This window comes from Citrifermentans bremense, assembly GCF_014218275.1.
Taxonomy (GTDB): Bacteria; Desulfobacterota; Desulfuromonadia; order Geobacterales; family Geobacteraceae; genus Geomonas; species Geomonas pelophila.
Window position 1 is genome coordinate 3,192,614 of the sequence record NZ_AP023213.1, and the last position, 24,819, is coordinate 3,217,432.

17 protein-coding genes are annotated in these 24,819 nt (G+C 63.2%); 6 read left to right on the top strand and 11 right to left on the bottom strand.

Annotation, left to right across the window (positions count from 1 at the left end; genetic code table 11):
* Positions 1-67: 67 nt before the first annotated feature.
* Both GEOBRER4_RS13955 and GEOBRER4_RS13960 read right to left on the bottom strand, forming a co-directional pair.
* A complete protein-coding gene (locus GEOBRER4_RS13955; RefSeq protein ID WP_185242823.1) occupies positions 68-5,350 on the bottom strand; it encodes an MBG domain-containing protein in 5,283 nt (1,760 codons plus the stop codon).
* 24 nt (positions 5,351-5,374) lie between these two features.
* Positions 5,375-9,877, bottom strand: a complete 4,503-nt coding sequence (locus tag GEOBRER4_RS13960) for a pilus assembly protein (RefSeq protein ID WP_185242824.1) — start codon at positions 9,875-9,877, stop codon at positions 5,375-5,377.
* Between the two features lie 262 nt (positions 9,878-10,139).
* Here GEOBRER4_RS13960 and GEOBRER4_RS13965 point away from each other — a divergent pair, with 262 nt between their 5' ends.
* The 3 genes from GEOBRER4_RS13965 to GEOBRER4_RS13975 all read left to right on the top strand — a co-directional run bounded on the left by GEOBRER4_RS13965 (position 10,140) and on the right by GEOBRER4_RS13975 (position 14,378).
* Positions 10,140-11,330, top strand: a complete 1,191-nt coding sequence (locus GEOBRER4_RS13965; RefSeq protein WP_185242825.1) for a hydrogenase small subunit — start codon at positions 10,140-10,142, stop codon at positions 11,328-11,330.
* Between the two features lie 163 nt (positions 11,331-11,493).
* Complete coding sequence (locus GEOBRER4_RS13970; protein ID WP_185242826.1) at positions 11,494-13,209, top strand: nickel-dependent hydrogenase large subunit; 1,716 nt, start codon at positions 11,494-11,496, stop codon at positions 13,207-13,209.
* Positions 13,206-14,378 carry a cytochrome b/b6 domain-containing protein gene (locus GEOBRER4_RS13975; protein WP_185242827.1) on the top strand — a complete coding sequence of 391 codons (1,173 nt, stop codon included), beginning with the start codon at positions 13,206-13,208 and terminating at the stop codon, positions 14,376-14,378. The genes GEOBRER4_RS13970 and GEOBRER4_RS13975 overlap by 4 nt, the downstream gene beginning before the upstream one ends.
* Before the next feature lie 124 nt (positions 14,379-14,502).
* Here GEOBRER4_RS13975 and GEOBRER4_RS13980 read toward each other — a convergent pair whose 3' ends face one another.
* From GEOBRER4_RS13980 to GEOBRER4_RS13990, 3 genes are all read right to left on the bottom strand, one after another.
* Positions 14,503-14,697, bottom strand: a complete 195-nt coding sequence (locus tag GEOBRER4_RS13980; protein WP_185242828.1) for a hypothetical protein — start codon at positions 14,695-14,697, stop codon at positions 14,503-14,505.
* 63 nt (positions 14,698-14,760) lie between these two features.
* A complete protein-coding gene (locus GEOBRER4_RS13985; RefSeq protein WP_185242829.1) occupies positions 14,761-14,952 on the bottom strand; it encodes a ferredoxin in 192 nt (63 codons plus the stop codon).
* Between the two features lie 42 nt (positions 14,953-14,994).
* Positions 14,995-15,339, bottom strand: a complete 345-nt coding sequence (locus GEOBRER4_RS13990; protein ID WP_185242830.1) for a YtxH domain-containing protein — start codon at positions 15,337-15,339, stop codon at positions 14,995-14,997.
* A gap of 351 nt (positions 15,340-15,690) precedes the next feature.
* On the opposite strand from GEOBRER4_RS13990, the gene GEOBRER4_RS13995 reads away from it, so the two are divergent.
* From GEOBRER4_RS13995 to GEOBRER4_RS14005, 3 genes are read left to right on the top strand one after another with little or no spacing between them, the layout of a single operon-like run.
* Positions 15,691-16,752 (top strand): hypothetical protein, encoded by a 1,062-nt coding sequence (locus GEOBRER4_RS13995; protein WP_185242831.1) that lies wholly within the window; start codon positions 15,691-15,693, stop codon positions 16,750-16,752.
* A 4-nt stretch (positions 16,753-16,756) separates the two neighbouring features.
* Positions 16,757-17,929 carry a vWA domain-containing protein gene (locus GEOBRER4_RS14000; protein WP_185242832.1) on the top strand — a complete coding sequence of 391 codons (1,173 nt, stop codon included), beginning with the start codon at positions 16,757-16,759 and terminating at the stop codon, positions 17,927-17,929.
* Positions 17,930-17,932: 3 nt separating this feature from the next.
* On the top strand, positions 17,933-18,340 hold the full coding sequence (locus GEOBRER4_RS14005) for a hypothetical protein (protein ID WP_185242833.1): 408 nt from the start codon (positions 17,933-17,935) through the stop codon (positions 18,338-18,340).
* A 79-nt stretch (positions 18,341-18,419) separates the two neighbouring features.
* On the opposite strand, the gene GEOBRER4_RS14010 is transcribed toward GEOBRER4_RS14005, so the two are convergent.
* The 6 genes from GEOBRER4_RS14010 to GEOBRER4_RS14035 all read right to left on the bottom strand — a co-directional run bounded on the left by GEOBRER4_RS14010 (position 18,420) and on the right by GEOBRER4_RS14035 (position 24,815).
* Positions 18,420-19,757 (bottom strand): radical SAM/SPASM family putative metalloenzyme maturase, encoded by a 1,338-nt coding sequence (locus GEOBRER4_RS14010; protein ID WP_185245336.1) that lies wholly within the window; start codon positions 19,755-19,757, stop codon positions 18,420-18,422.
* Positions 19,758-19,795: 38 nt separating this feature from the next.
* Entirely contained in the window at positions 19,796-21,772 is a 1,977-nt protein-coding gene (locus GEOBRER4_RS14015) for a (Fe-S)-binding protein (protein ID WP_185242834.1), read from the bottom strand.
* A 74-nt stretch (positions 21,773-21,846) separates the two neighbouring features.
* On the bottom strand, positions 21,847-23,205 hold the full coding sequence (locus GEOBRER4_RS14020; protein WP_185242835.1) for an electron transfer flavoprotein subunit alpha: 1,359 nt from the start codon (positions 23,203-23,205) through the stop codon (positions 21,847-21,849).
* A gap of 80 nt (positions 23,206-23,285) precedes the next feature.
* Positions 23,286-24,098 carry an electron transfer flavoprotein subunit beta/FixA family protein gene (locus GEOBRER4_RS14025; RefSeq protein WP_085812072.1) on the bottom strand — a complete coding sequence of 271 codons (813 nt, stop codon included), beginning with the start codon at positions 24,096-24,098 and terminating at the stop codon, positions 23,286-23,288.
* A 50-nt stretch (positions 24,099-24,148) separates the two neighbouring features.
* On the bottom strand, positions 24,149-24,337 hold the full coding sequence (locus tag GEOBRER4_RS14030; protein ID WP_185242836.1) for a hypothetical protein: 189 nt from the start codon (positions 24,335-24,337) through the stop codon (positions 24,149-24,151).
* Between the two features lie 46 nt (positions 24,338-24,383).
* The gene (locus GEOBRER4_RS14035) at positions 24,384-24,815 is read right to left on the bottom strand and encodes an MOSC domain-containing protein (protein WP_185242837.1); all 432 of its coding nucleotides are present in this window, start codon (positions 24,813-24,815) and stop codon (positions 24,384-24,386) included.
* Positions 24,816-24,819: the final 4 nt, after the last annotated feature.

The window sequence follows — 24,819 nt, forward strand, 5'->3', positions numbered from 1 at the left end:
TCGTCTATACGAAGTCGCCCATAAAGGCAAGCAAAACTTCGCCTTTGCAGCGAACCAGGCGCGGGAGCTAGAAGTCGGCCAGACCGACTATCCTGCGCAGCAGCACCAGGATGTCGCCGACGTCGATGACGCCATCGGGCTGCGGCCGGCCGTTCACCAGCGGGGCCAGGTCGCCATGCGCGAGCAGCTCGAAGTCGACCGGTATGAGCCCGAGCGACACCCTGAGCAGCAGGGAGGCGTCCTGGATGTCGATGCTGCCGTTGCCGTCCAGGTCGCCCGGTATGCGCTCAAACCGGATCAGGTTCCTCTGCGCCAGGACCTGCTCTCCAGAGCCGCCTGCAGTCCTCGCTCTGATGCGGATCTCGCCGGTATGCGCAAGCGTAACCTGCTGCTCAAAGCTGCCGCCCGAGATCTCGGGGATGAACTGTGCGCCATCCACCTCGAGCCTGACGCTTCCAGGCTGCTGCAGATTGGTGGAGCCGCGGATGGTGAGCGACTGCAGCTCAGTGCGCAGGTCCTGTGCCGGCTCCGTGATCGCGAGGGCGGCTCCTCCTGGCGCAAGGGTGACGCTCCGCTTCACCCGGGAGCTCCGCCCGGAGAGCTCCGCCGCGAGCTCGATGGTGTTGACTCCCTCGACGAGGTAGGCGCTGCCGGTGAAGCTCCCTTCTTGCACGGCAAGGAGCTGCGAGGAGGAGCCGTTCACCCAGAGGGTGACAGTGCTCCCCGGTGTGACGCTCCCCTTCAGGGTGCAGGTGGGGAGATCGGTGACACTGTTGTCCGGAGGTATTGGCACCGAGAGCTCCGGCGCCAGGGGATCAAGGGTTATGCTAAGGGTCCGGGTGGTCCGATTACCTGCCCCGTCGAGGGCGGAGAGAGTTACCGTGTTCGCCCCGACAGCGAGAGGGAGCGCGGAGCTGAAAGACGCTGCCTCGGCGGTCAGGTCCTCCCCGTTCACCGTGAGGGAGGCGATGCCGGAGGGATCGCTTGCTTGTCCCATGAGGTTGAGCACCGGGTTCGCGGTGACGGCGCCACCGGAAAGCGTCGACAGGGAGAGCGCCGGCGGCTCACCCTCGCTGGCCACCATGAGCGACTGTGAGACCGGTAAAGCGGCCTCGAAGTCGTTGTCGCCGCTCTGCAGGGCGGTGATGACGCAGGTACCGGCACCGACGATGGTGACCAGGTTCCCCGAAACGGCGGCTACGCTTGGGTCAGAGCTCGCATAGCTCACGGGCAGGCCGCTGGTGGCGGTTGCCGCCAGGGTGAAGGGAGGATCCCCGACCACCTTCTGGGCCAGCGAGGAAAAGACCACCCCCTGCCCGCTCTTGTGCACTACAAGGGTCTGCGATCTCTCCGGCGCCCCCTCGAGGTCCCCCGTTCCCAGCTGCGACGCCGTGATCACCGCGCTCCCGGCACCGGTTATAGTGATCACCTGCCCGTTCACCTGCGCCACCTCGGGGTTCGAACTCACGAGGGTCAAGGCGAGCCCGCTGCACGCGGAGGCGACGATCTCGAAGGGCGGGTCGCCGAAGGTCCGTTCCGGAATGGCAGGGAAGTAGATCTCCTGGCAGGATTTGAAGATCCGCAGTGTCCCGTTGACCGGGAGGAAGCGGTAGTTGTGCGCCGACAGCGTGCCGGCGGTTGCCGCGATGGGGTACTCCCCGATGCCGCTATCGAGGGTGGCGGCGGTGGAGAGCGAGGGACTCCCCGACAGGACGGAGGTCCCCTCCCCCTTGACGAACCCGTCGTAGCTGGCGGTGAGCGCTGGGTTCGGAGTCAGGTAAGCCCGGGCCTGATCGTCGGCTATGACCTTGAGAGGGGCCCTGGCAACGGTGAAGGGGACGCTGACGGCTGCCGCTGGATCGTAGTTGCCGTCCCCCACCTGCCAGGCGCTGATGGTGGTGGTCCCGGCACCGACAATGCGGATCTGGTTCCCCACGACGACGGCGACCTCCGGGGCTGAACTGGCATAGGTCAGCGGCAGACCGCTCGTGGAACTCCAACCGAGGCTGAAGTCCGGGTCGCCGTAGGTACGTTCCGCAATCGGGGAGAAGATGATCGATTGGCCGGACTTGGACACGTGCAGGCTGCCGTCGACCGGCACGAAGCGGTAGTTGCGGGCGGAGAGGGTGTTGACCGCTACGACGATAGGGTAGGTCCCGACGCCGCTATCGAGGGTGGCGCCGGTTGAGAGCGAGGGGCTACCCGACAGGACGGAAGTCCCCTCCCCCTTGACGAACCCCTTATGGCTCGCGGTGAGCGCCGGGTTCGGGGTCAGGTAGGCGCGATACTGGTCGTCGGCTATCACCCTGAGCGGCGCCTTCGCTACGGTGAAGGAGACCTTCACGTCTTCCGCCGGTTCGTAGTTGTCGTCCCCCTCCTGCGAGACGGTAATGGTGGCGGTCCCTGCGCCGACGATCCGGATCTCGTCTCCCGCCGCGACGGCGACAGCGGGATCGGAACTGGCATAGGTGACCGGCAGCCCGCTGGTGGCGTATCCGCCGGGGAAGAAGTCCAGGTCGCCGTAGGTCTTGTCGGTGATGTCACCCGGATCGATGGTCTGTGGCTGCTTGGCCGCAGTCGGGGTCAGGTAGAAGACGCGGATAGTCTCGACCATGGGGCCGGCCCCGCCCCTGTGGTTCGTTATGTACCCCCTGGCACGCAGGAAGCGGTTGGTAAGCGTGCCGGAAGCTGTCAGGTCGAGGCCGTTGCCGGTGAGTTCCCAGTTCGCCGTCCCCGGGACCCTCTCTACCGGCCCCAGGCTCTCCCAGGTCACCCCGTTCGTAGAATGCTCGAAGGTGACGCGGGCGAACTCCGGCCCCGCACCGCGCCGCTCCCACCGCACCGCCTTTCCGTCAGGCTGCACCACCACCTCCTGCGGCGCCCATCCGTCGCTGAATCGCTCCAACAACCGTTTCTGGGGATCGCCGTCCAAGCTGCGGAAGGCGCCCGCCAGCACCAGTTTCCCGTCCAGCTGCTTGCCGACCGCGTTCACCATGTTGAGGTTGTACTCGTCGCTGGTGCCTTTGAGGAAACCGTAGTCGAAGTCGGGGTCGAGCACCCCCTCCGGGCTAAGCCGGGCGATGTGCCATCTCGTAGCCGTGGTTTCCTTGCCGTCTTTGATCCTGTTGAACGTCCCGGATACCAACATGTTGCCGTCGGTCTGCACGGCGATCGCATAGAAGGAACCGTCTATCCCCCATCCGTCGGGCGTTTCGTAGATAGTCTCGACGTTGAAGGTGTCGTCTATGACGCCGCTGTCATCGACCCGGATAATGTGCCTGTTCCAGCTCTTCCCGTCGTCGCTGGTATAGGTGGAGGTGAAGGTTCCGGCTATCATCAGTTTGCCGCCGGCCGTCTGCTGAATGGTGTTGACCATGCCATAACCAAGCTGCAGCTCGGTGAAGGAGTCGTCTTTGGTCCCGTCGGCGTTCAGGCGCAGCACCACCCCCTGGGTGGTTCCCACCAGGATCTTATCCCCCTGCACCATGAGAGCGGTGATCTGCCCGCCGATCAGGGAAAGCGGCAAGGCGTAGACGTTGGCCGCAAAGGTGGCGTCCAGATCGCCTGCATGGTTCAGCTTCGCCAGGAAAAAACGGGGGATCAGCTCGATCTCGTTCTCCCAGTCCCACTCGGGATCGGAGCTGCCGCCGGCGATGAAATGGACCATCTCCGGCGTTTGGTCCGGGAGCGTGTTCCCCGTCGGCATCATCCCGACTGCACGGGTCACCCACAGACCGGGTCTCCCGCCCCCCTCGGTCAGCAGGTTTATCCTCGAGTTGAAATCGGCATCTAGAGAGCCATCGGATTTAAGGCGGAGCACCGATCTTTGCAGCACCCCGTCTATGTCGCCGAACTGTCCGGTGACGAGGAGGTCTCCGTTTAGATAGGGAGCTATCACCAGCACGCCGTTACCCAGGTTGAGGTCCCCCGGCGGGGAGCTATCGAGGCTCCAGTCCGTTTTCAGCCTGGCAAAGCGTGCCCTCAACTCGTCCCCTATGTTGCTGAAGAGCCCGCCGATGTCGATGCTGCCGTCCTGGTGGGCGTAGAAGGTGAGAATATCGGCGCCTAAATCCTCCGTTCCGAAGAGCGAGACTATCGTGGTGCCGATCGCGATGGCGTCGTCGTCCAGGCCCCCCTCCGGGTAGAAGCGCGCCAGTTTCGTGCGGGGCCTGCCGGCGGCGTTGTGGAAGTCGCCGGCGATGAGGATCTTGCCATCCAACTGCACCAGGGCCGCATGCACCTTGAGGTCCGCGTTCGGGTCGAAGCCGGGATCCAGGGAGCCGTCCATATTGAGCCGGGCCGCGTGGTTGCGGGCGGGAGCAGGAAGGGCCGGGGTGAACACGCCGCCGGCCAACTCCGGTTTCGCGATCTTGGTGAATTCCCCCCCGATGACGATCTTGCCGTCGGGCTGCAGCGCGACGGCGGCGACGCTGCCGTCGGGAGCGGGGTCGAGGTCGTCTATGGTCCCGTTGTCGCTGGTGCGCGCCAGGTGCTCGCGGGGGTGGAATATCTTCGCAGCGCCGATCGCGATGCCGGTGAACTCCCCCCCTATCACCAGCCGGCCGTCCACCTGCACCGCCAGCGCCCGGACCGCCCCGTTTGGATAGGCGTAGAAGCCGGGATCCGGCAGACCGGTACTGGTGAAACGGGCCAGATACCCGGTGAAACTTCCACCCGCGACCAGCTTCCCGTTTTGCAGGGCGATGGTGAAAACTTCGCCGCCGCTCACCCCGCCCGAAAAGCCGGATTTGAGACTCCCGTCGTCGAGCGAGATAGTGGCGATGTTGCCGCAGGGGGAGGTATGGGAGACCTCGCTGAAGCTCCCGCCCACGATGATGTCGCTGGAGCCGGGGGGCAGGACCAGCGCGTTCACCACTGCCGCGGGCGAGGTGAGCGGGTCGAAGCTCTCCAGAGTACCGTCGCCGCTTCTGATGCGGGCCATGGCGTTGCGATCCACGTCCCCCTCCGGTGTCGCGATCTTCTGGAACGCTCCCCCGATCACGATGGAGCTCTGGGCGGCATCGGCCTGGTTCCACTGGATGGCGATGGCGTTCACGCTCCCCTGCGGGTTGTGATTGAGGGATGGGTCAAGAGTGCCGTCGGTGTTCAACCGGGCCAGGTTCACCCTGGTGGTCTCGGGAGTGCCGCCGGTCAGGGTGAAGGAGCCGCCGATGATCACCTTGCCGTCCCAGGGCTGCACCGCGATCGACCGGATCCCGGCGCCGCTTATCTTGACGCTGCTGTAAATGTCGAAGCCGTCGCGCAACGACGAGACGGCGGCCTGGGCGCGACCGGGGCAAAGCGAGATAAAGAGTAAAAGCAGCAGGATCAAAAGCGGCCTTGGCTTCATCTTGTTGTCTCCGTTTTCCAAGGGTCAGCGTTCCTGAATGTGGATGATCTTCTTCAGCGGACGCAGCCCGCTGTTGGTCACAAGCTTGATGCCGCCGGGCTTGCCGTCCACTCCGCCGGTGCGCCTGTTGTCCTTCTGCGTGAACCCTCCTCCCAGGTCCATAGGCTGGAGGGCGCCTGTCGCCACTCGCACCAGCGCTCTCCCCTTTACGAGGCCATTCGGCACCTCAAGACCGGTGTTGTAGGTGACGCGCCAGAGCGAGGAGGCGCCGAACTGGCAGGGGTTGTAGCTGGGCTTAAAGGTGCTGAAGAAGACGGCCCCGCTGGTGCTGGCAGTCGCGGTGGTAAGGAGCCTCTCGTCCCCCAGCTCGCCTGAACCGCCATCCAGGGCGATGCGCCATCCCGGATCCTCCGGTTTAACCTTCTTCTCCAGGGTCCCGTCACTTTGGTCCACCAGCGCGGAGGCAAGAACTTTTGTCTTCTCTCCCGGCTGGGTAAGGCAGGTTGCGTCGAACCTGTCCTGTTTCGAGGTTCCCTCCACCTTCGGATAACAGGGTTCCTTCACCCCGTACAGGGCGAGCCTCCGGTTCTCCGGCGCCTTTAGGTCGTCTTCCTTGAAGAAGTACCTCCCCCCCCCGAAGAAAAGCCATAGGTTCTGCTTACTGCGGTCCTGAAGCCGGGCTATACCGCTGGTTACCGGGCCGATGCCGTCCATGAGCGGGTTCCAGACCCAGTCGGCTGGATTGGAACTCTCCTTGGTGGCAATCCGCCCCACCCCCCCGTCGCTCCAAAGCTCCTTGGTCCCGAGCCTCTTGGTGTAGCCTACGTAGAGGGCGTCGTCCTGGTAGTTGCCGGGGTTGGTGGTGGGTGAGAACGGGTGCCATTTGTCTGCGTCGATCCCTCCCCCGCTCAAGGAGCCGGCAAAGGCCTCCGCAATCCCGGTATCGATGGTCCGCAAAGGGGTTCCGGTGGCAAGATCAAGGACGAAGAACCTGAGGGGCTGGCTGGAGTGCCCGAGAAACTGCTGCGAAGCTGTGTCGATCGGACCGGTCGGCCCTGAGCCCAACACAGCGAACCACTTGTCGCCAGAGCGAAGGATGGCGCTGCCGGCCGTGGCGAAGCCAAGCCGCGGATCGCTGAACTCCCAGAGCAGCTTCGGAGCTTCCGGGTCGGTGACATCCAGGGCGAAGTAGGAGGAATATCCTACCTTGTCGGAGGCGGTGGCGGAGGGCAAGGTAACGCAGTCTTTACCACTGGCGCAACTCGCCCCCCCAAGCCCCATCCCCCCGATGAGAACGGTACGCCAACTGTCGATACCAGCACCGCTGCCGATCCGGACATCGGCAAGGGTGAGGCCGCCGTCGACGTAGTAGAGGTGGCGGTAGTTGGGATGGCCCAGGTACTTGAGGTAGGGAAGCGCGTTCTTGGGGACGAAAGCCCACTCCTCCCGGCCCAGGCTATCCCCCTCAAGACGAGCCACGGTGTCCCCGGTGACGTTGGGAGCGAGCGTCCCCAGCCGGAACGCGTGCAGCATCCCGTCGTTGGCCCCCACGTACACCATGCCGCGATCTTTATAGGACTCGGTGCCTATGAATTCACCGTAGGTTGTGTCGCCGTACCCCCTGGGCACCGGCAGGTGATAGCTCCCCAGCGGCACCGCGGACTGCATCTGCGGGGAAGAGGAGATGATGTCACCCAGCTTCCAGACCGAGGCATGATCCTGGTTCACCCCCGGCACGACCACGCTGCGGCTTCTGTACCCGGGGATATTTGCTCCCCTGACGTAGTTGATTATGTTGTTTGCTTCCTGCTCACCGGATGCCTGCAAAAGATCGTTGATCCCGGCACGGTTCGAGGATGTGTCGAGGCCTGTGCTGGTGAAATCGACGAGTTCCCCCGAGAGCTGGGTGTATATGGTGCGATGCGACGAGCTCCTAAGCCAAAGGCTCCGCCCGGCCCGCCAAAGGCTGCGCAGGTCGTCCGGCGAGACCTCGGCAGGCTGGTCGGTGATGAATCTGTCCTCGTGTGCGGGGTTACTGTCGCCGATGCCGTCGCCGTTGCTGTCCTTGAGGAGATAGGCATGGCTTTCGTTTCTGGAGCTGTCGAAAACGAAGTTCACCACCAGGTTTTCCTTGAGCTTCAGCGTCTTTTGCTCCGGTGTGTCCTCCCTGACGGTGCTCCCCTCCCCGGTCATGCTCCCGAGCAGCGGATCGATGTAGTACCAAAGCGCCTGCATCTCGCCGATCCAGGCAGCGGACGTCTTCCCACCGTCGAAGCTCTTCAACGGGTGAAACTCGTCCTGCAGATAAAGGGCACCGTTGCGCTCGCCGGTAGAGAGCATGGCGGGCGAGGTGCCGGAGCCTCCCGCTATGTCCTGCATCATCCCGCGCAGCGCCTTTTCCAACGTCTCCAGGTCCTGGGCGTTGGCGATCTTCCCCCCACCGTTGAGGGCGGTGAGCTGCATCATTTTCTCAGCCACGCTCTCATCGCCCAGGCACACGCCGGTTTTGTCCCGGGACGCGCAGGGGGGGCCGGTATAGACCACGTAGGTGGAGATGTAGTCCTTGTTGGATGCCGGCACCTGCGAGAAGTCGGCAAGGCTCCTGTTCCTGGCAATCCAGGCGAGGTCATCCAGGTTGTAGCTCCCCTGGAACAGGGGAAGTGGATCGCCGGAGACAGTCGTCTTCGAGTCGGGCATCCCTCCTCCGTTCCCCCAGCGCGTCACCGCGTCGGCGACGAAATCGTTCACCGCCTTATGGCGATCGGCTGAAGAGGTCCCGTCGGTGAGGATGAGGACGTTGTTCTTTTGGCAGCTGTAGTTGGAGGGGCTCGTCCTGAAATCCCCACTTTGCAGGCGCATGTCGGTGCGGCCAGAGAAGTAGCCCATTGCGTTGTAAAAGGATTCAGCAAGAGGGGTCCAGGCATCGGCCCTGATCCGGTCGAGGGTCGCGATCAGCCCGGAGCTGTGATCCCCTACGTTGGAGTCGACGGCGGCGGCGATCCTCCCCCCGTCGCTTCCCGCAGGAAGTTCAACGCAGCCGTACCCCGGGTCGCAATCGGCGGAGCTAACACACGTGCTTCCAGAGTCCACTCCCGACTTCAGGCAGTGCTTGACCTTTCGGCAGGGGATCGCCCCAAAGGGGACCTCCTCCGCCTTGCACTCGGAAGCGGCACCGCTGTCGTTAAAGATCATGGCTCCGAAGTTGATGGCGGAGGCAAATTCCTGGATCACCCCGGACGGCGCCGAAGGGACCACGACCCGTGCCTGCAGCGTCGCCGTCACCGCCCCCAGGTTCAAAAGCCCCAACTCCAGGAGGTATGCGGGGACTTCCATGTTTCCCGACATACTCGCGCTGTCCAGCGGATCGGTGGCGGGCGCCTTTTTTATCGCCTCACGGCAGAACTCGCGTGCCTCGTTTTCCGCCCCCACTCCGCCGCTTATGCCGTGCCCGTCCCAGAACTCACCCAGGTAGCCCGATTCGTCTAGGTAACGCGGATGCTTGATATTTCTGCCGCAGATACGGTCATAGGCCCCGGGAATCAGGCTTATTCTTTCAGGTTGCTGGTGATAGATGTTGTAGATCCTGAGGTTGCAGTCGCCCGCGATGACGGGGTTGAAGACCTTGGTGGGGTCGAGAAAACAGTTGGCCATGGCGTCGTTGTAGGTCTTATAGGCGCTGGGAATGTCTTTGCCATCTTGACTTTTTCCCTCCCACCAGTTGCTTTCTCCCAGGCAGTTCGCCCCTCCCTTGCGGAGCAGATTCTTGTTCCCTGCCTGGAAATCGCTCACCGCCTTGGCGCACTCCTTCACGTTGTACTGCTTGTCATAGACCTCGATCCTGGTCAGTCCGCCAGCATGCTCAGCGTCCAGATAGTCAGGATCGGTGGCGGCAGGGCCACGCACCGCGAAGGTGACCTGGGGGGCATCCGAGGTAATCTTCATGTACTTCTCCCCCCGGCAGCCGCGGCTTTCAGCCAGAAGCATCCCGGAGCCTGCGGCCGCCAGATATTTCCCGCCGGTCAGCACCTTTTTTTCCAGGTCCAGCTTGGACATGGTCAGCCAGTTGAGGAACCTGCCGCTGGCGAGGAAGCGGTTCACGGTGCGATTTTTTGCCGGAGCAACGGCAGGCGCCATACCGACACAGAGGTAGCCGTTGTCCACCGTGTCGCACCCCGCCGGCAGCGTGCCGGCGGATGCCTTGAAGCTGCCGGAAATGAAGTCGTAGCTGTAGACAGTACCTTCCTCGAAGTATCCGGGGTAGGAGTTGGCGTTGGAGTAGGTGTCGTCGATGCAGTAGGCGCTGGGGTCCGTATATGCGAGATCGTAGAGGCTCCCGGAATTGTCCAGCATGAGCAGCAGGTTGGGCTTTACCCCGGCTCCCGCCGAAGGGGGGACGCTGCACCAGGGCAGTCCCGGAAAAGCTTCGGCCGCAAGGAGTTTCCCCGCGGCCGCCAGCAGGCAGAGATTCAGGATGCAGAGCCAAAAAAGGATGCGCGGCAACGCGCTGGGCACTCTACCTTTTCTCATGACGCTCCCTCTTATCAGGACGCTACCGGCCCGGCGGTTCCCATTAGGAACAGAGTCGGCCGGACCTTAAATTATAATTTTCTAAGCATAACAGCCATAATCGGAAAAAAAAGTTGCAGCAACTCTAATTTGACACGCCACCTGAGCGGGTTAACATACAACTAGCTGGATTATCGAGCCGGAAACCTTCTGCCTCGCGAGCCACCCCACCGCAGATCGTCTCCGTTCATAGAACCGGTCCAAGGCCGGATGGAGCTGGGACATGAAAGATCTTCAGCAGTGGCGCGACGGCGACAGTTTCGGAGATTTGCTGAAACGGCGGGGGGTGACACGGCGAGAATTTCTCACCTTCTGCGGCAAGATGGCGGCGCTCATCGGCGTCGGCGGGGTCTTCGGGGGAAGCAAGACCGCATTTGCGCAGGAGCTCGCGGGGAGGCTTGAGGCGGCACGGCGCCCGAGCGTGGTCTACCTGCAGTTGCAGGAGTGCACCGGCTGCGTCGAGAGCCTGCTCCGCTCGGCGAGCACCCCGGTCGAGGAACTGGTCCTGGAACAGATCTCGCTCGACTACAACGAGCTCCTGATGGCTCCCTCGGGAGAGGCGGCCGAACAGGCGCTCGCCTCAGCGCAGACAAAGCCGCACCTCCTCTTGGTGAACGGCTCGGTGCCGCTTAAAGACGGTGGCGTCTACTGCACCATCGGCGGCCGCTCCGCGCGCGACGTATTGGAGCGTGCCGCGGCCAACGCCACAGCGGTCGTCGCCATCGGTGCCTGCGCCGAGTACGGCTGCGTCCAGGCAGCCTCCCCCAACCCCACCGGCGCGGTGGGAGTAGCGGACGTGATCAGGGACCGCCCCGTGGTGAACATCAGCGGCTGTCCCCCCATCGCCGAGACCATCAGCGCCACCCTCACCTATTTCCTCGCCTATGGCCACACCCCTCCGCTCGACGGGCTAGGGCGCCCGCTTTTCGCATACGGCCAGCGCATCCACGACAAGTGCCCGCGGCGCGCAAGCTTCGACGCAGGGCAGTTCGCCGAGCGCTTCGACGACCAGAACGCCCGCCTGGGGCACTGCCTCTACAAGCTGGGGTGCAAGGGCCCCGCCACCTTCGCCCCCTGCGCCACCATCGAATGGAACGATGGGGTGAGTTTCCCCATCAAGGCCGGACACCCCTGCCTTGGCTGCACCGAGCGCCACTTCTACGACCGCATGACCCCGTTCTACCGGCGCCTCCCCGGCATTACCGTCCCGGGGCTCGGCGTGGAGGCCACCGCCAACACCATCGGCGTTGCGGCCGTCGCAGCCTCGGTCGCCGCGGTCGCGGTCCACTCCGCGGCAACCGTGATAGCCAAGCACCGGGCCCGCCGGGCCGAACCCGAAAGCCTGCCGCTGGCGGTACTGGGGGACCGGGAAGAACCAGGCGTTAAGCAGAAGGAAAAGGAGAAGGATTCCTAAGCAAATCCCCCCTGTCCCCCCTTCGCAAAGGGGGGACAGTCAGGGCTGGCGCAGCGCTTCGTGTGTGTCATTCCCCGGAATTCCCGGATGAACCTCAGCAAAGCGTGGCAGGAAAGGATTTTCAGCTGGCGGCAACAACGGAACCACGGCAAGGAGAAAACCGATGGCAACAGAGCGAATCGTCATTGACCCGATAACCAGGATCGAGGGGCACCTGAGGATAGAGCTTGAGGCCGCGGATGGCAGGATCAGCAACGCCTGGGCCTGCGCCACCCAGTTTCGCGGCATCGAAAAGATCCTCGAAGGGCGGGACCCGCGCGACGCCTGGGCCTTCGCGCAGCGCATCTGCGGCGTCTGCACTGGCGTCCACGCCATCGCCTCGATCAGGGCGGTCGAGGACGCCATCAAATGCCGTATTCCCGAGTCGGCCGAACTGATCCGGAACCTGGTCTCGGGGATGGCGACCCTGCAGGACCACGTGATGCACTTCTACCACCTGCACGCGCTGGACTGGGTGGACGTGATGAGCGCCCTGTCCGCCGATCCCGCCGCAACCTCACGCCTGGCCGCAACCATCTCCCCCTGGCCCAACAACTCCGCCACCTGGTTCAAGGAGGTGCAGCAGCGGGTCGCGACTTCGGCCAAAGGCGGGCTCGGGATCTTCGCTTCCGGCTACTGGGGGCACCCGGCCTACCGGCTCCCTCCCGAGGCGAACCTGATGGCGGTCGCCCACTACCTGGAGGCGCTCAAGTGGCAGCGCGAGATCATCCAGCTCCACACAATCTTCGCGGGGAAAAATCCGCATCCCAACTACCTGGTGGGGGGGATGGCGACCTCGATAAATCTGGACAATCAGCTCACCATCAACAAGGTGCGGCTGGACCAGTTGGGGGAGCTGATCAGGGAGGCGCGCCGCTTCGTGGACGAGGTGTACTACCCTGACGTAATGGCCATCGCCGGCTTCTACCCCGAATACGCCTCCATCGGCGTTTCCTCCCCCACCATGATGGCGGTCGGGGAGAGCGCCTTTTCCTGTTCCGGCACGCCGGCGGGGAAGCCGGTCGCAGCCGGGCTCCTCATGGACGGCGATTACCGCACGCCACGCCCCTTCAATCCGAGGATGGTAGCCGAATTCGTCTCCTCAGCCTGGTACCTCTACCCCGAGGGGGACCGGCAGGGGCTGCACCCGTGGCAGGGAAGGACGGACCCGAACTACACTGGTCCGAAGCCCCCCTACCGTCAGCTGTCCGACCAGGAGAAGTACACCTGGTGCAAGGCGCCCCGCTACGACGGACGCCCCGTGCAGGTCGGCCCCAACGCGAGGATCATGCTGGCCTATGCGCAGGGGCACCCTGAAACCGTACAGCTGGCGAACCGCGACCTGGGTCAGCTCAAAGCCGGGGTGGAGGCGCTCAATTCCACGCTAGGGCGCACCTACTGCCGGGCGCTCGAATCGGTCATCCTCGCCAAACGGATGGAAGAGTGGTTCGCCGCCCTGAATGAGCGGGTCCGGTCGGGTGACGTCTCCACATTCAACGCGGACTTCTGGGAGCCGGAGAGCTGGCCCAAGCAGGCGCAGGGGATGGGATACCTGGAGGCCGCGCGCGGGACGCTGTCGCACTGGGTGGAGATAGAGAACGGCCGCATCTCCCGCTACCAGTGCGTGGTGCCGAGCACCTGGAACAGCTCGGGACGCGACCCCAACGGCCTGATGGGACCTTACGAACAGGCGCTGGCCGGAGACAAGAAGCATCCGCTGGTAGACCCCAAGCGCCCGGTCGAGGTGTTGCGGACCATACACTCCTTTGACCCGTGCCTGTCCTGCGCCGTGCACATGCTGCTACCGGACGGTTCGGGGCTCGAGGTGAAAGTGCGATGAAGATCTTCGACATCCCCGAGGACGAACTCCGCATCGAGCTGGCTGATCCGGCTCCCTTCGGCGGCGGCAAAAGGAGCGAGCTGATGCTTCTGGCGGCGTTAGGCGCGCCGGTCGGCACCCGGGACCCAGTGGACCTGGCTCTTCTGAGCGCCGCCTCCCGTAAGGACGACCTGCGGCACTTCGAGCAGACCGCTTTCACGCCGCTGGAGCCGCAGCTCGCGCGAAGCATCGCGCGGGTGCGACGGGTGGGAGAGAAAGAGGAAGAGCTGATCGCCCGCGGCGAGGTCGACGCCATCCTCTATCTTTGCCGCGCCGACGAGGCGACCCGCTTCCGGGCGGAGTTGCAGGCCGAGATGAGGATGACCCGCGGCTACCGGGCGCTCGGCATCGCCAAGGCCAAGCCGGGTCCGGAGGGGGAGGAAAACTGGACCTTCATGGGGTACATTCCGATCCGGGCCACGCGGCATAAGAGTACCCGCAGCGAAGAGCCCGCGGACTTCAACTACGTCACCGTCTGGGACTGGCAGCTGCGCGTCCTGCACTGGCTTTCGGTCTTCCTGATCCTGGTGCTGTCGCTGACCGGCCTTTTGATGGGGAGCAGCCGTTTCATCTACGGCGTATCGCAAGGGTACTCCAACTACCTGAGCTGGCTCAGGCTCACCCACTTCGTCGCGGGATGGTTTCTTCTCTGCGCCGCCATCCTGCGCATAGCCGGGCTCTTTCTCGCCTCCAATCGCTTCCAGCGCTGGTACGCCCTCTTCCCGGTGAAAAAGCGCGACCTGAACAACCTGGTCCAGGTAGCAAAGAACTACCTCTTCTGCCGTTTCGAGCGCCCCCCCCACTACATCGGGCACAACCCGTTGCAGCAGATCGCCTACACCGCCATCTTCGGCGTCGGCCTGGCCGCCCTTTTCACCGGCTTCGCCCTCTACGCCCTGTACGCACCGGACCATTGGCTTTTGCGTTACTTCGTCTGGTTCGATGACCTGATCGGAGTACAGTACCTGCGCCTTGTCCACCAGCTGATCATGTGGATATTCCTCGCCTTCATCCCGATCCACGTCTATCTCTCCATCCGCGCCGATACCGTGGAGCGCGAGGGGGCCCTTTCCTCCATCGTCAGCGGCGGCCGCTGGTGTCGGAAAGGGACCAAGTTCGAGGACGCCTAGCAGGGGAGCTGGCGATGGGAAGGCGGCAGGCCCCCTTCCTAGGCTTCAGTGGGAGAGAGGACAAGCGAAAGGCCGCATCCATGACGGAAGCGGCCTTTTTTTGCCGAAGTTAAGCAGGGAAAGGTCAGGCGAGGACTCTTCGATAGGGTAGCGCCATGAGGCTCTCCTTCAGTTCCGAGATCGTCTTTTCCAGCTCCGAGATCTGCGACTCCAGCTCTTCCAGCTCCATTGTCGTATTCAGCCTCTGCGCCACTTGCTGGACCTTGCCGATGTTGATCCCGATCATTTCGTTGACCCGCGAGGTTTCGATGTGCGTCATGGTGCTTACCTCCCCGTCTGCGGACAGCGGCAGGGACGGAGCGTCCCTGCCGTTCACCAAAGATCAGCGCCAGTGGATGCAGGAGACCGGGCAGACGTCGATGGCGTCGCTTTGAATCTCCTCTTCCGAGGCGCCGGTCGGATCATAGCACTCGGCTTTGCCGTTGTCGGCGAACCTGAACACTTCCGGCACGTTGTCCGTGCAAAGACCGCAACTGATGCAGACATCCTGATCGACCCAAGGCTCTCTTGCCATGGTAATACCTCCCGCGTTTTGGATTGGTTTTGCTACTTGCACCTATATGCTCTTCTCGAGCTTCTTCCTCTGCTCTTCCAGTTTTTCCAGTGCCTTGTCGAGTGCGGACAGCAGCATCTTCTTGGAGTCCTTGCTGAGGTTCGCCCTCTCCTCCACGAATTCGGTGGCGCGGCTGGTCGCGGTATCGACGAAATCGGAGATGGTTTCGGCGAAATCGGAAACTGCCTCATTAGCCTTTCCGCTCACCTCTTCGGCCAACGAACAGAGGTACTTCCGAGTTTTCTTTCCCGCCTGCGGAGCCATCAGGAGCGCCAGTCCGGCCCCAATCAAGCCGCCGACCAGCAGGAAGACGGCATCCCCTCCCGTGCAGCTTTCTTTATGTCCCATGAGTTTTCTCCTCCATCCGGGGTGGTTTTAATTACAGCGGTAATACTACCACAAAATTAAACTCGTCAAACGTAAAGGATAATCTCAGGATCGATAGTTTTTCCCTCCCGCGTCCCCCCCTCATTTTCCCCAAAGTACCTTTGTTGTTGGTTTTTTTTGCAAGACTCTCCCCGCTCGGTTTCCTCAGATTTTGTCTTTGCCAATGTTTTCAATTCAAGCCTTCGGCTGCTTCGGTTCTCTCAGATTTTTCTCTGTGGCCAACAGTTTCACGGTTTTACCTCTTTTATGACGAGCAGCTTATGTGTAAGATATCGTTTCCCCTCTAATAAGGACACAGGAAGGAAAGCTGCCATGAACGTCGAACAAATGAAGATCGTCGTGAAGGAGATCCTCTCCAAGACCGATCTAACCCCCTGCATCGTGGGCCACCGCGGCGTGGGCAAAAGCGCCGGGATCATCCAGAGCTGCCGCGAACTGGAGCGGCGCTACGTTTCGCTGCGCCTGGGGCAGATGGAGGTGGGCGACCTGGTGGGGATCCCCTTTCGCAGCGGCGACGTGATGCAGTGGTCGCGCCCAAGCTGGATGCCGGGGGACGACGAGCCCCCGACCGTGATCCACTGCGACGAATTGAACCGGGCCCAGCAGGAGGACACCCTGCAGGCGATATTCCAGTTCGTGGAACCCCCCGCCGAGGGGATGCTCCGCGCCATCCATACCCACAAGCTATCCCGCCGCCACAAGGTGGTGGTGAGCATAAACCCTCCCGACGGGAGCTACCAGGTGGCGACGCTCGACCGCGCCCTGGTGGACCGCATGGTGATGCTTTACGTGGAGACCGATTACCAGTGCTGGGCCCGCTATGCGCAAAGGCGCGACCTCTCCGGCGAGGTACGGCAATTCCTGGGTGGGAACCAGAACCTCCTGGCCAAGCAGGGGATGCCTATGGACCTGCAGGTCGAGCCGAGTGAGCGGGCGTGGGAGATGGTGAGCACCCTGAAGAAAAACTGCAGTTTCCCGGCGGAACTGGAGATGGAGGTCTACGCCGGGGTCGTGGGGAGGGAGGCGGCAATAACCTTCATGCGCTGGCTCTCCGATCGCCAGGGGCGCCCCATCACCGCGCAGGAAGTCCTCAACGACTGGCCGGCCGTGGCAAAGCGGGCCGGGGCGCAGCGCGACGACGTGCAGGCTGCCACTATCAACGACCTGACCGCGACACTGCAGGTCTTCCCGGAGCTGAGCGACGAGCAGGAGGAAAACCTGGTGGCCTACATCGCGCTGCTGCCGCGGGACCTTCGCTTCGGATTCGTGAAGACGCTCCTGAAGATCCCCGAGGTCGCCCTCCGACTGGTCCACGACAAGCACGACCACGTGATCTACGACGCGATCCACGCCATAAACCAGCAGGCGGGGTGACAAGGTGTCCGCAGGGGTCCTCGAAAACGCGGTGGTGAGGCTATTGCGCGAGCGCCCTTTTTACGGGCACTTCATCCTGAACCTGCGCCGCGAGGAGCGGGAGCTTCGGGGAAAGCCCGCCGGGGTCACCATCCGTAACGGCACCCCTACCATCGCCGTCGACCCGGCCTCTTTCGCTGAATACTCGGCGATCGAGCAGCAGGCGCTTTTGGAGCACCTGGTGAAGCACCTTCTGCACCTGCACATGCTGCGCGGCAAAGGGCGCAACGCCCACGACTGGGACATCGCCTGCGACCTGGCCATCAATCCAGGAAGCGAGGGGCTCCCCGCCGATGCGCTCTACCCCTCCCAGTACAAGATGCCGGAGGGGCTTGCCGCGGAGGAGTACTACCAGCAGCTGGTCCCCCCCTTCGACATCGGCAACCTGGAAGGAAGCGGCTTCGGAGACGCGGAAAAGGAACGGCAAGGCGCGGCGGGTGCCGGGAAGGGGGACCGCTCCGCCTCGACCCTCGACGACCACGCCCTCTGGAGCGACGCCGACAGCACGCCGCTTCCCCTGGCGCAGGAGATGCTGGCGTCGCTGACCCGGGACAGCCTGCGCGCAAGCGACGGGGAAGCCCCCGACGAGATCAGGGAGGTAGTCGAAGGGCTGCTGCGCCCCTCCCCCATCCCCTGGCGCCAGGTGCTGCGGCAGTTCGTCGCCACCGCAGGGCGGCTGGGGAGACAGGGGACCTGGATGAGGGAGCACCGCCGCTTCGCGCACGTGACCCCCGGAACCCGGAAGCGCCACCGCCTCAACCTGCTGGTCGGCATCGACGTGAGCGACTCCACCAACGCGGTGGAGCTGCGCGAGGCGTTCGCCAGGGAGCTGGTCCAGATAGCGCGGGGACGCGACGCCTCCATCACCGTCCTTTACGCCAACAGCAAGATACAGAGGGTGGAGGCGTTCAAGGGGAGCGCCTTCGCCCCCGAACGCTACGACGGCGGCGGCTTCACAGATTTGAGGCCCGTTTTCGCCTATGCGAAGACGCTGCACCCCGCTCCCGCGGCGGTGATCTACCTGACCGACGGCATCGGACCTGTCCCCGAGCAGATGGAACTGCCGACCCTCTGGGTGCTGACGGCGGAGGGAGAAAAACCGGCGCCCTGGGGCGTCGAATTGAGACTGGAGGTTTGACCGATGGAAGATACAGCACAGCCGATGACCGCCGAATCGGTTGGGGAACTTTTGAAGGAAGCGGGCGCCGAGGTGATGGTGAGGTCCGGCAGAAGTGACAGCTACAGCGCCCCCAGGGAATTCTCCTTCGAGGTGAAGGCGCTGTTCGAAAACGGCATGGGGCTCCACGTGGTGGCGCGGCAGTTCAACTACCGCGACCCGTGGGAGGCGGAGGGACGGGTTAACGACCTGGTCGACGTCATGCTGCTGCGCGATGGCGCCCTGACCCCGCTCCCCAAGGGTTACCCCTACTTCCAGGGTATCGATGAGGAATGCGAACTCGACGAGGAAAAGCTGCGCGAAGTGATCGACTGCGTGAAGAAGGTGAACGTGAAGCTGTATCTCCTGCAGGAGATGACGGGGGATCTTTAGAGGATAGCTTCGTGGATGGCTAAAGGGGACAGCTTACTTCGATCAGAAAGTAAAGCTGTCCCCTTTTTTGTAACGGTGGTCAGTCCAGGCAGCGGAACACCCCGGAACTCCAGAGGCAGCTGCCGCACGGCTCGGAGTTCACGTAGCAGTCCTGCTCGAAGCGCTCGGCCTGAACCAGGTCGCAGGGAGAGGTGTTGCATTCGGCGCAGGAAGGGTAGTCGTGGCGCAGCACGTTTTGCCGGTAACGAATGAATTCCTCGGAATTCCAGATCTCCATCACGCCGCGTTCGGCGATGCTTCCGAAGACGCGGGGCTGCACGGCATGCTCCCAGCCGTTGGCGAAGGAGCGGCAGGGGTGCCAGAGGTGGTAGCAGGGATGCATCCCGCCGTCCCAGGAAATGAAGGCGCTCCCCTGCTCGATGAAACCGCAGCCGCGCTTCTCCCTGCGCGCTATCTCCGGAAGCCTCAAGTCGATGCCGTGCTTGCGCGCCACGAATGCCGCCTCCTCGAATATCCCCTGGCTCTGCTCGATGCGGGAAGTGTTCATGGCGAAGAGCCTTTTCAGGTCGAGGGTGACGCCGCGCTGCTGCGCGTCCGCCTTCATGGCCGCCACGAAATCGATGATGCGCCGTTCCTCGGGCGACTTCTTGTAGTTCCAGAGGATCTCGAAGTAGCGCCCTATCTCCACCCCCTTCAGCTCCGCCTTGCTCTTCCAGCTCTGGAACAGGGTGATCGCCTCGTCGCTGCACAGGTCGTAGCTGCAGCTTTCCAGGTGCGGTTCGTCGAAGGGGTGCAGGTGCGAAACGATGGCGAAGCTGACGCCGCGCTCGGCGGCCCAGCAGAGCGCCGCCGGAAGTTGCGCCAGGTTGTCGCGCATGACCACGAATTCCACGCCGATCTCCATCTCCGGGCGGCGGCAGGCGAGCTTGGCGGACAATAGCGCCTTGCATGCGTGCTCCAGGTCGGCGAGCTCGCTTCCGGCGCGGATGGCGCTGAAGGTCGAGGCGTCGACCCCGTCCATGGAGAGGCAGATCTTGTCGATCCCCGCGTCAAGAAGCGAAATGGCGCGCAGGTTCGAGAGAAGCAGGCCGTTGGACTGGAACCCGATCCAGCTCCCTCTGGGCATGCGGCTCCGGGCGTGGCTTATGTACTGCTCCAGCCGGGTATTTATCAGCGGCTCCCCGACCCCGTTCAGCACCAGGGCGTCGAGGTTCGCGAACGCCGGCTCCAGCGCCTGGAATAGCTCCGGGGCGAGATCGCCGTCCCGCATGCTGCCGCCGGAATTCTGCTTCATGCACATGACGCAGTTCAGGTTGCAGCGGCTGGTCGTCTCCACGAACAACTTGGAGGGGTACTCCAGGAAGGCGGGCTCTGTGGCCTGAAATTGGGAAAGCGCGGCAGCGGCACATTGTTGCATCATGGTCTTCCTCTGTTTCGATCGCTTCGGAAAGACGGCTAAGCGGTCCCTCTCAATCCCTCTGCAACGATTTCCGCGATGTCCTTCACCTTGGTTTCGCCGCTGGCGCGGTCCTTGAGGCCGTCTTCCATCATGGTCATGCAGTACGGGCAGGTGACGCAGATGGTGCCGGGGGATCCCGAAAGCGCCTCGTTCACCCGGTTCAGGTTGATCCTCTCCCCCAGGTGCTCTTCGAGCCACATGCGGCCGCCGCCGGCGCCGCAGCAAAAGGAGTTCTCACGGTTTCTCGGCATTTCCGCGGGAGCCGTGCCGGTCGCCTGGGCGATGACTTTGCGCGGCGCCTCGTAGATGCCGTTATGACGCCCGAGGTAGCAGGAGTCGTGGAACACGATGTTGCCACCCTTCGCCTCGTGCATATCCAGCTTCAATTTCCCTTCCCCCAGCAGCCGCTCGATCAGTTCGGCGTGCGGGATCACCTCCAGTTCCAGCCCGTACTGCCGGTAGTCGTTTTTCAGGGTGCTGAAGCAGTGCGGGCACTGGGTGATCACCTTGGTGACCTTCTTCTCCTGGAACATGGCCACATTCTCGCGCGCCATCTTGTCGAAGACATATTCGTTCCCCAGCCTGCGCACGCTGTCGCCGCAGCACTTCTCTTCCTTGCCGAGGATCCCCCAGGAAACGCCGGCGGCATCGAGGATCCGCGCCATGGAAAGGGTGACCTGCTTGGCGCGGGAGTCGAAGGACCCGGCGCAGCCTACGTAGAAGAGGTACTCGGTCTTGCCCGCCTCGAACGGTTTTACTTCGTGGCCGCCGACCCACTTGCCGCGGTCGCCCGGTGCGATACCCCACGGGTTGGAGCGCTGCTCCATGTTCTCGAAGAGGTTCAAAAGCTCCTCGGGGAAATCTGCCTCCATCTGGACCAGGTGCCGGCGCATCTTGTTTATCTTGGGCATCTGTTCGATGAAGACCGGGCAGGCGTTGAGGCAGGCGCCGCAGGTGGTGCAGGACCAGAGGGCGTCGGCTTCCACGCTCCCCTCCCCTTCACCGATCACCGGGACCGTTGCCACGCCGCCGCGCTGCAGCTGGGCGCCATTGGCCAGGAGGTTCACCTTGATGTCGTGCATGACGCGGCGCGGGTTGAGCGGCTTGCCGGTAGCGGCCGCGGGGCAGGCGTTTTCGCAGCGCCCGCATTCGGTGCAGGAGAAGGAATCGAAGAGATCCTTCCAGGTGAAATTCTCGATGCTCCCTGCGCCGTAGACGTTTCCTTCGGCGAACTCCTCGCGCTCCTGTGTATTCGGCGTCCCCAGCCCCTTGAAATAACAGTTGGGGATGGCGGCGAGGATGTGCATGTGCTTGCTGTATGGGAGGTAGTTGAGGAAGAAAAGGAGCACACCGGCATGGAGCCACCAGGAGACCACGCCCAAGGTGCCGAGGGTTTCCGAGCTCAAGCCGGAGAGAGCGGCGGCAAGCGCCGAGGAAAGCGGCATGGCGTGAGCCGCGGCCTCGTGCCCCATGGCAATTTCGGCCGCATGGAAGCAGAAGTAGGCCAGCATCAGGGTACCGATCATGGAGAGGATGGCGAACGCCTCGCCGGTCCGCGCCCCCTTGTAGGGAGGTGCGACGGCTCTCCGGACCAGGGCGATGGCGACGGCCACTAGGGCGAAGAGCGAAACCAGGTCGAACGCGATTAGAAGCGGCTGGTAGAGCGCCGCCGGGAGCAGCAGGCTAAGCTTCGCCGCCGGGAAGACGCCGGAGACGAGGAATTCCGTGTTGGCCACGGCCAGGACAAGGAAGGACCAGAAGATGAACACGTGGTTGACGCCGAAGGGACGCTTCACCACCCTTTTTTGCAGGAAGGCGTAGACGAACATCCCCTGCAGCCGTTCCATGGTGCTGGAGAAACGGTCCTCGGCAGTGCCTACGGTGACCAGGCTGAAGCGGCGGTAGCAGCTCCAAAGGAAGATGGTGCAGGCCGCAGCCAATAGCGGCGTGAAGATAACAGGATCAGGTTGCATAGTAATATCCCTTCTCGATAGTGCTGTAACAAGGTTCCATCTCCCCCTGGGAGAGGGTTAGGGTGAGGGAGGGCTTACGCCGCCTCTACGTCCCGATCCGCCGCCTGACCGCCCGGGTTCTTCGCGGCCTTAAGCTCGCGCAGCGTGGCGGTGATGGCGGGGACGATCTCGAACAAATCCCCCACGATGCCGTAGCTCGCCACTTCGAAGATGGGGGCTTCCTTGTCCCGGTTGATGGCGATGATCAGGTCGGAGTCCTGCATCCCCACCAGGTGCTGAATGGCGCCTGAGATGCCGCAGGCGATGTAGATCTTCGGCCGCACCGTCTTGCCGGTCTGTCCCACCTGACGGTCGCCGGGCATCCACCCCGCGTCGACCGCGCTGCGGGATGCCCCGACCACGCCCCCCAGCTCGTCGGCCAGCTCCTGCAGTATGGCGAAGTTCTCCTTGGCCATCATGCCGCGGCCGCCGGAGACGATGAACTCAGCCCCCGCTATGTCGACCTGCCCCGCCTTGCTGTCGCGGATCACCTTCAGCACCTTGGTGAAGACGTCGGACTCGCTCAAGGGGAATGAAGCGTGGACGATCTTGCCGCTGCGGCCTGCGGTCTGCGCCGGCATCGGCATCACGTGGGAGCGCACCGTAGCCATCTGCGGACGGAAACGGTCGCACATGATGGTCGCCATGATGTTGCCGCCAAAGGCCGGGCGGGTCTGCATCAGGTTGCGCTTTGCATCGATGTCGAGGCCGGTACAGTCGGCGGTGAGGCCCGTCTTTACCCGGGTCGCCACGGCGCCTGCCAGGTCGCGTCCCATGCCGGTCGCGCCCATGAGCACGATCTCCGGCTTGTAGCGGTCGATCAGGTGGCAAAGCACGTCGAGGTACGGGTAGGTGCGGTAATACTCCAGCACGGCCTGGTCCATGAGGTAGGCCTTGTCGGCGCCGTAGCTGAACGCCTCGTGGCAGAGGTGCTCCACCTTGTGCCCCATCACCACTGCGCAAAGCTCGACGCCGAGCTTCGCGGCAAGTTCCTTCCCCTTCCCCATCAGTTCCCAGGAGACGCGGGCGGCCTCGCCTTCGGTCTGCTCGACGAAGACCCAGACGCCGCGGAATCCGGAGACGTACTCGCGCCGTGCCAGCTCCTCGGGGTCCGCCTCTTCCTCGGCGAGGTCCTGTTGGCCGGCAAGGGCCGCGAGGATCTCCAGCTCTTCCTTGCTGTAGAAGATCTCCAGGGCTGAGCCCGGGCATGCCTTCACGCACTTAAGGCAGCCGATGCATTTTGAGAGCTCTATTTGCGGCTCCCCCGCATCACTCATCTGTATCCCGTCCACCGGGCAGCTGCTCTGGCAGCGCGCGCCGCAGGCGATGCATTTACCTTCTAAGAGCCGAACCTTCCCGCGCGGCTTTTTCAGTTTAGGTTTTGCCTCACTCATCTTTCTCCCCACTTTCGGTCACGTCCATCACGTCCACCAAGTCCATGGCGTCCATTCAGTCCATAAGGTTTTTTTAGTGACTAAACCGCCAGCATGTCCCTGGCCAGAAGCCGCTCCACCAGCAGGCGGGCCGTCCCTTTCGGGTCGTTCAGGCCGTCTCCGAGCATTTCCCCCTTGCTGCGCTCAGGAGAGAAGATCCTGCTCACCCAGGTAGGCGACCCCTTGAGCCCGATGCTGTTGGGATCGAGTTTCAACTCGCTGTTGTCCCAGACCCGTACCTCGCCCTTGGCGGCCTTGAGACGCATCGGCACCGTTGGGTAGCGGGGGCGGTTCAGCTCGCGCACCACGGTGATCATGGCTGGGAGTTTCGCCTCCACGATCTCGTAGCGTCCCTCAAGCTTGCGCCTGACCCTGATCTTCTTGGCCAGGAAATCCAAGTGCTCGATGCGGTCCACCAGGGTAAGCTGCGAAAAGCCGAGCCTGATTGCTATGCCCGGGCCGACCTGCGCGGTATCGCCGTCGATGGTCTGCTTGCCGCAGAACACGATCCCCACTTCGTCGTCCTGCGCCAGCTTGCTGATGGCGGCAGCGAGGACGTTGCTCGTGGAAAGGGTATCGGCGCCGCCGAAGGCGCGGTCGGAGAGGAGGATGGCGTCATCCACCCCTAGTGCGAGCGCCTTTCTCAGGGCCGCCTCGGCGTTGGGGGGACCCATGGAGAGGGCCGCGGCCTTGAAACCGTAGCGCGCCTTCATGCGCAGGCTCTCCTCCAGCGCGTGCGTGTCGTAGGGGTTGATGATGAAGGGGATACCGTCGCGCACCAGCGTGTTGGTCACCGGGTCGATCTGCACCTGGGTGGTGTCCGGAACCTGTTTAATGCAAGCAACCACGTACATGGAAAGAACTCCCTATTGCAGATTTTTCAGACTTTGAGGCTTAGGCTTGGCTACTGCTCCAGCGGCGCTTCCATACGCTTGGAAAGCTCCCACTGCTCCTTGAACAGGGCGAAAGCCTCCCGCATGATGGAAGAAGCTTTCTTCCCCTTGCTGTCCATAAGCTGCTGAATGGCGTCCCTCTCCTCGTCGCTCATGCGGATCGAGATGATGTTGGCTTTCTTCTGGCTCCGGTCCTTCATACACTCCCCCTTGGTTGCTACGTCCTTTTTTTTTAATGCTGCCCTGTTACAGCAGCTCGATCTCGTCTGAGGGCCTTACCACGCCGCCGCTCACCACCGTGGCGAACACCCCTTCCTTGGGCATGACGCAATCGCCCGCCTGGTAGAAGATGGCGCAGCGGGTATGGCAGACCTTCCCGATCTGGGAAATCTCCAGCAGCACGGGGCCTATGGCCAGCCGGGAGCCTATGGGGAGGTTGACCAGGTCAACCCCGCGGGTGGTGATGTTCTCGGCGAAGTCGCCGGGCCCCACGGAGAGCCCCAGCGAAACCATCTTGTCGATGCTCTCCTGGGCCAGAAGGCTTACCTGACGGTGCCAGTCGCCGGCATGGGCGTCGCCGATGATGCCGAAGTTTTCCCTGAGATGCACCGACTCCACCGGCGTCTTCTTCTCCCCTTTACTCTTGCTCATGCTTACCGCGACTATTGAACCCGACATATCT

Coding starts and splice junctions, on each gene's coding strand:
- GEOBRER4_RS13990 (WP_185242830.1), bottom strand. CDS start 15,339: ATGGGACATAAAGAAAGCTGCACGGGAGGGGATGCCGTCTTCCTGCTG.
- GEOBRER4_RS13970 (WP_185242826.1), top strand. CDS start 11,494: ATGGCAACAGAGCGAATCGTCATTGACCCGATAACCAGGATCGAGGGG.
- GEOBRER4_RS13985 (WP_185242829.1), bottom strand. CDS start 14,952: ATGGCAAGAGAGCCTTGGGTCGATCAGGATGTCTGCATCAGTTGCGGT.
- GEOBRER4_RS14020 (WP_185242835.1), bottom strand. CDS start 23,205: ATGAGTGAGGCAAAACCTAAACTGAAAAAGCCGCGCGGGAAGGTTCGG.
- GEOBRER4_RS13965 (WP_185242825.1), top strand. CDS start 10,140: ATGAAAGATCTTCAGCAGTGGCGCGACGGCGACAGTTTCGGAGATTTG.
- GEOBRER4_RS14025 (WP_085812072.1), bottom strand. CDS start 24,098: ATGTACGTGGTTGCTTGCATTAAACAGGTTCCGGACACCACCCAGGTG.
- GEOBRER4_RS14035 (WP_185242837.1), bottom strand. CDS start 24,815: ATGTCGGGTTCAATAGTCGCGGTAAGCATGAGCAAGAGTAAAGGGGAG.
- GEOBRER4_RS13975 (WP_185242827.1), top strand. CDS start 13,206: ATGAAGATCTTCGACATCCCCGAGGACGAACTCCGCATCGAGCTGGCT.
- GEOBRER4_RS13960 (WP_185242824.1), bottom strand. CDS start 9,877: ATGAGAAAAGGTAGAGTGCCCAGCGCGTTGCCGCGCATCCTTTTTTGG.
- GEOBRER4_RS14015 (WP_185242834.1), bottom strand. CDS start 21,772: ATGCAACCTGATCCTGTTATCTTCACGCCGCTATTGGCTGCGGCCTGC.
- GEOBRER4_RS14010 (WP_185245336.1), bottom strand. CDS start 19,757: ATGCAACAATGTGCCGCTGCCGCGCTTTCCCAATTTCAGGCCACAGAG.
- GEOBRER4_RS14005 (WP_185242833.1), top strand. CDS start 17,933: ATGGAAGATACAGCACAGCCGATGACCGCCGAATCGGTTGGGGAACTT.
- GEOBRER4_RS13955 (WP_185242823.1), bottom strand. CDS start 5,350: ATGAAGCCAAGGCCGCTTTTGATCCTGCTGCTTTTACTCTTTATCTCG.
- GEOBRER4_RS13995 (WP_185242831.1), top strand. CDS start 15,691: ATGAACGTCGAACAAATGAAGATCGTCGTGAAGGAGATCCTCTCCAAG.
- GEOBRER4_RS13980 (WP_185242828.1), bottom strand. CDS start 14,697: ATGACGCACATCGAAACCTCGCGGGTCAACGAAATGATCGGGATCAAC.
- GEOBRER4_RS14030 (WP_185242836.1), bottom strand. CDS start 24,337: ATGAAGGACCGGAGCCAGAAGAAAGCCAACATCATCTCGATCCGCATG.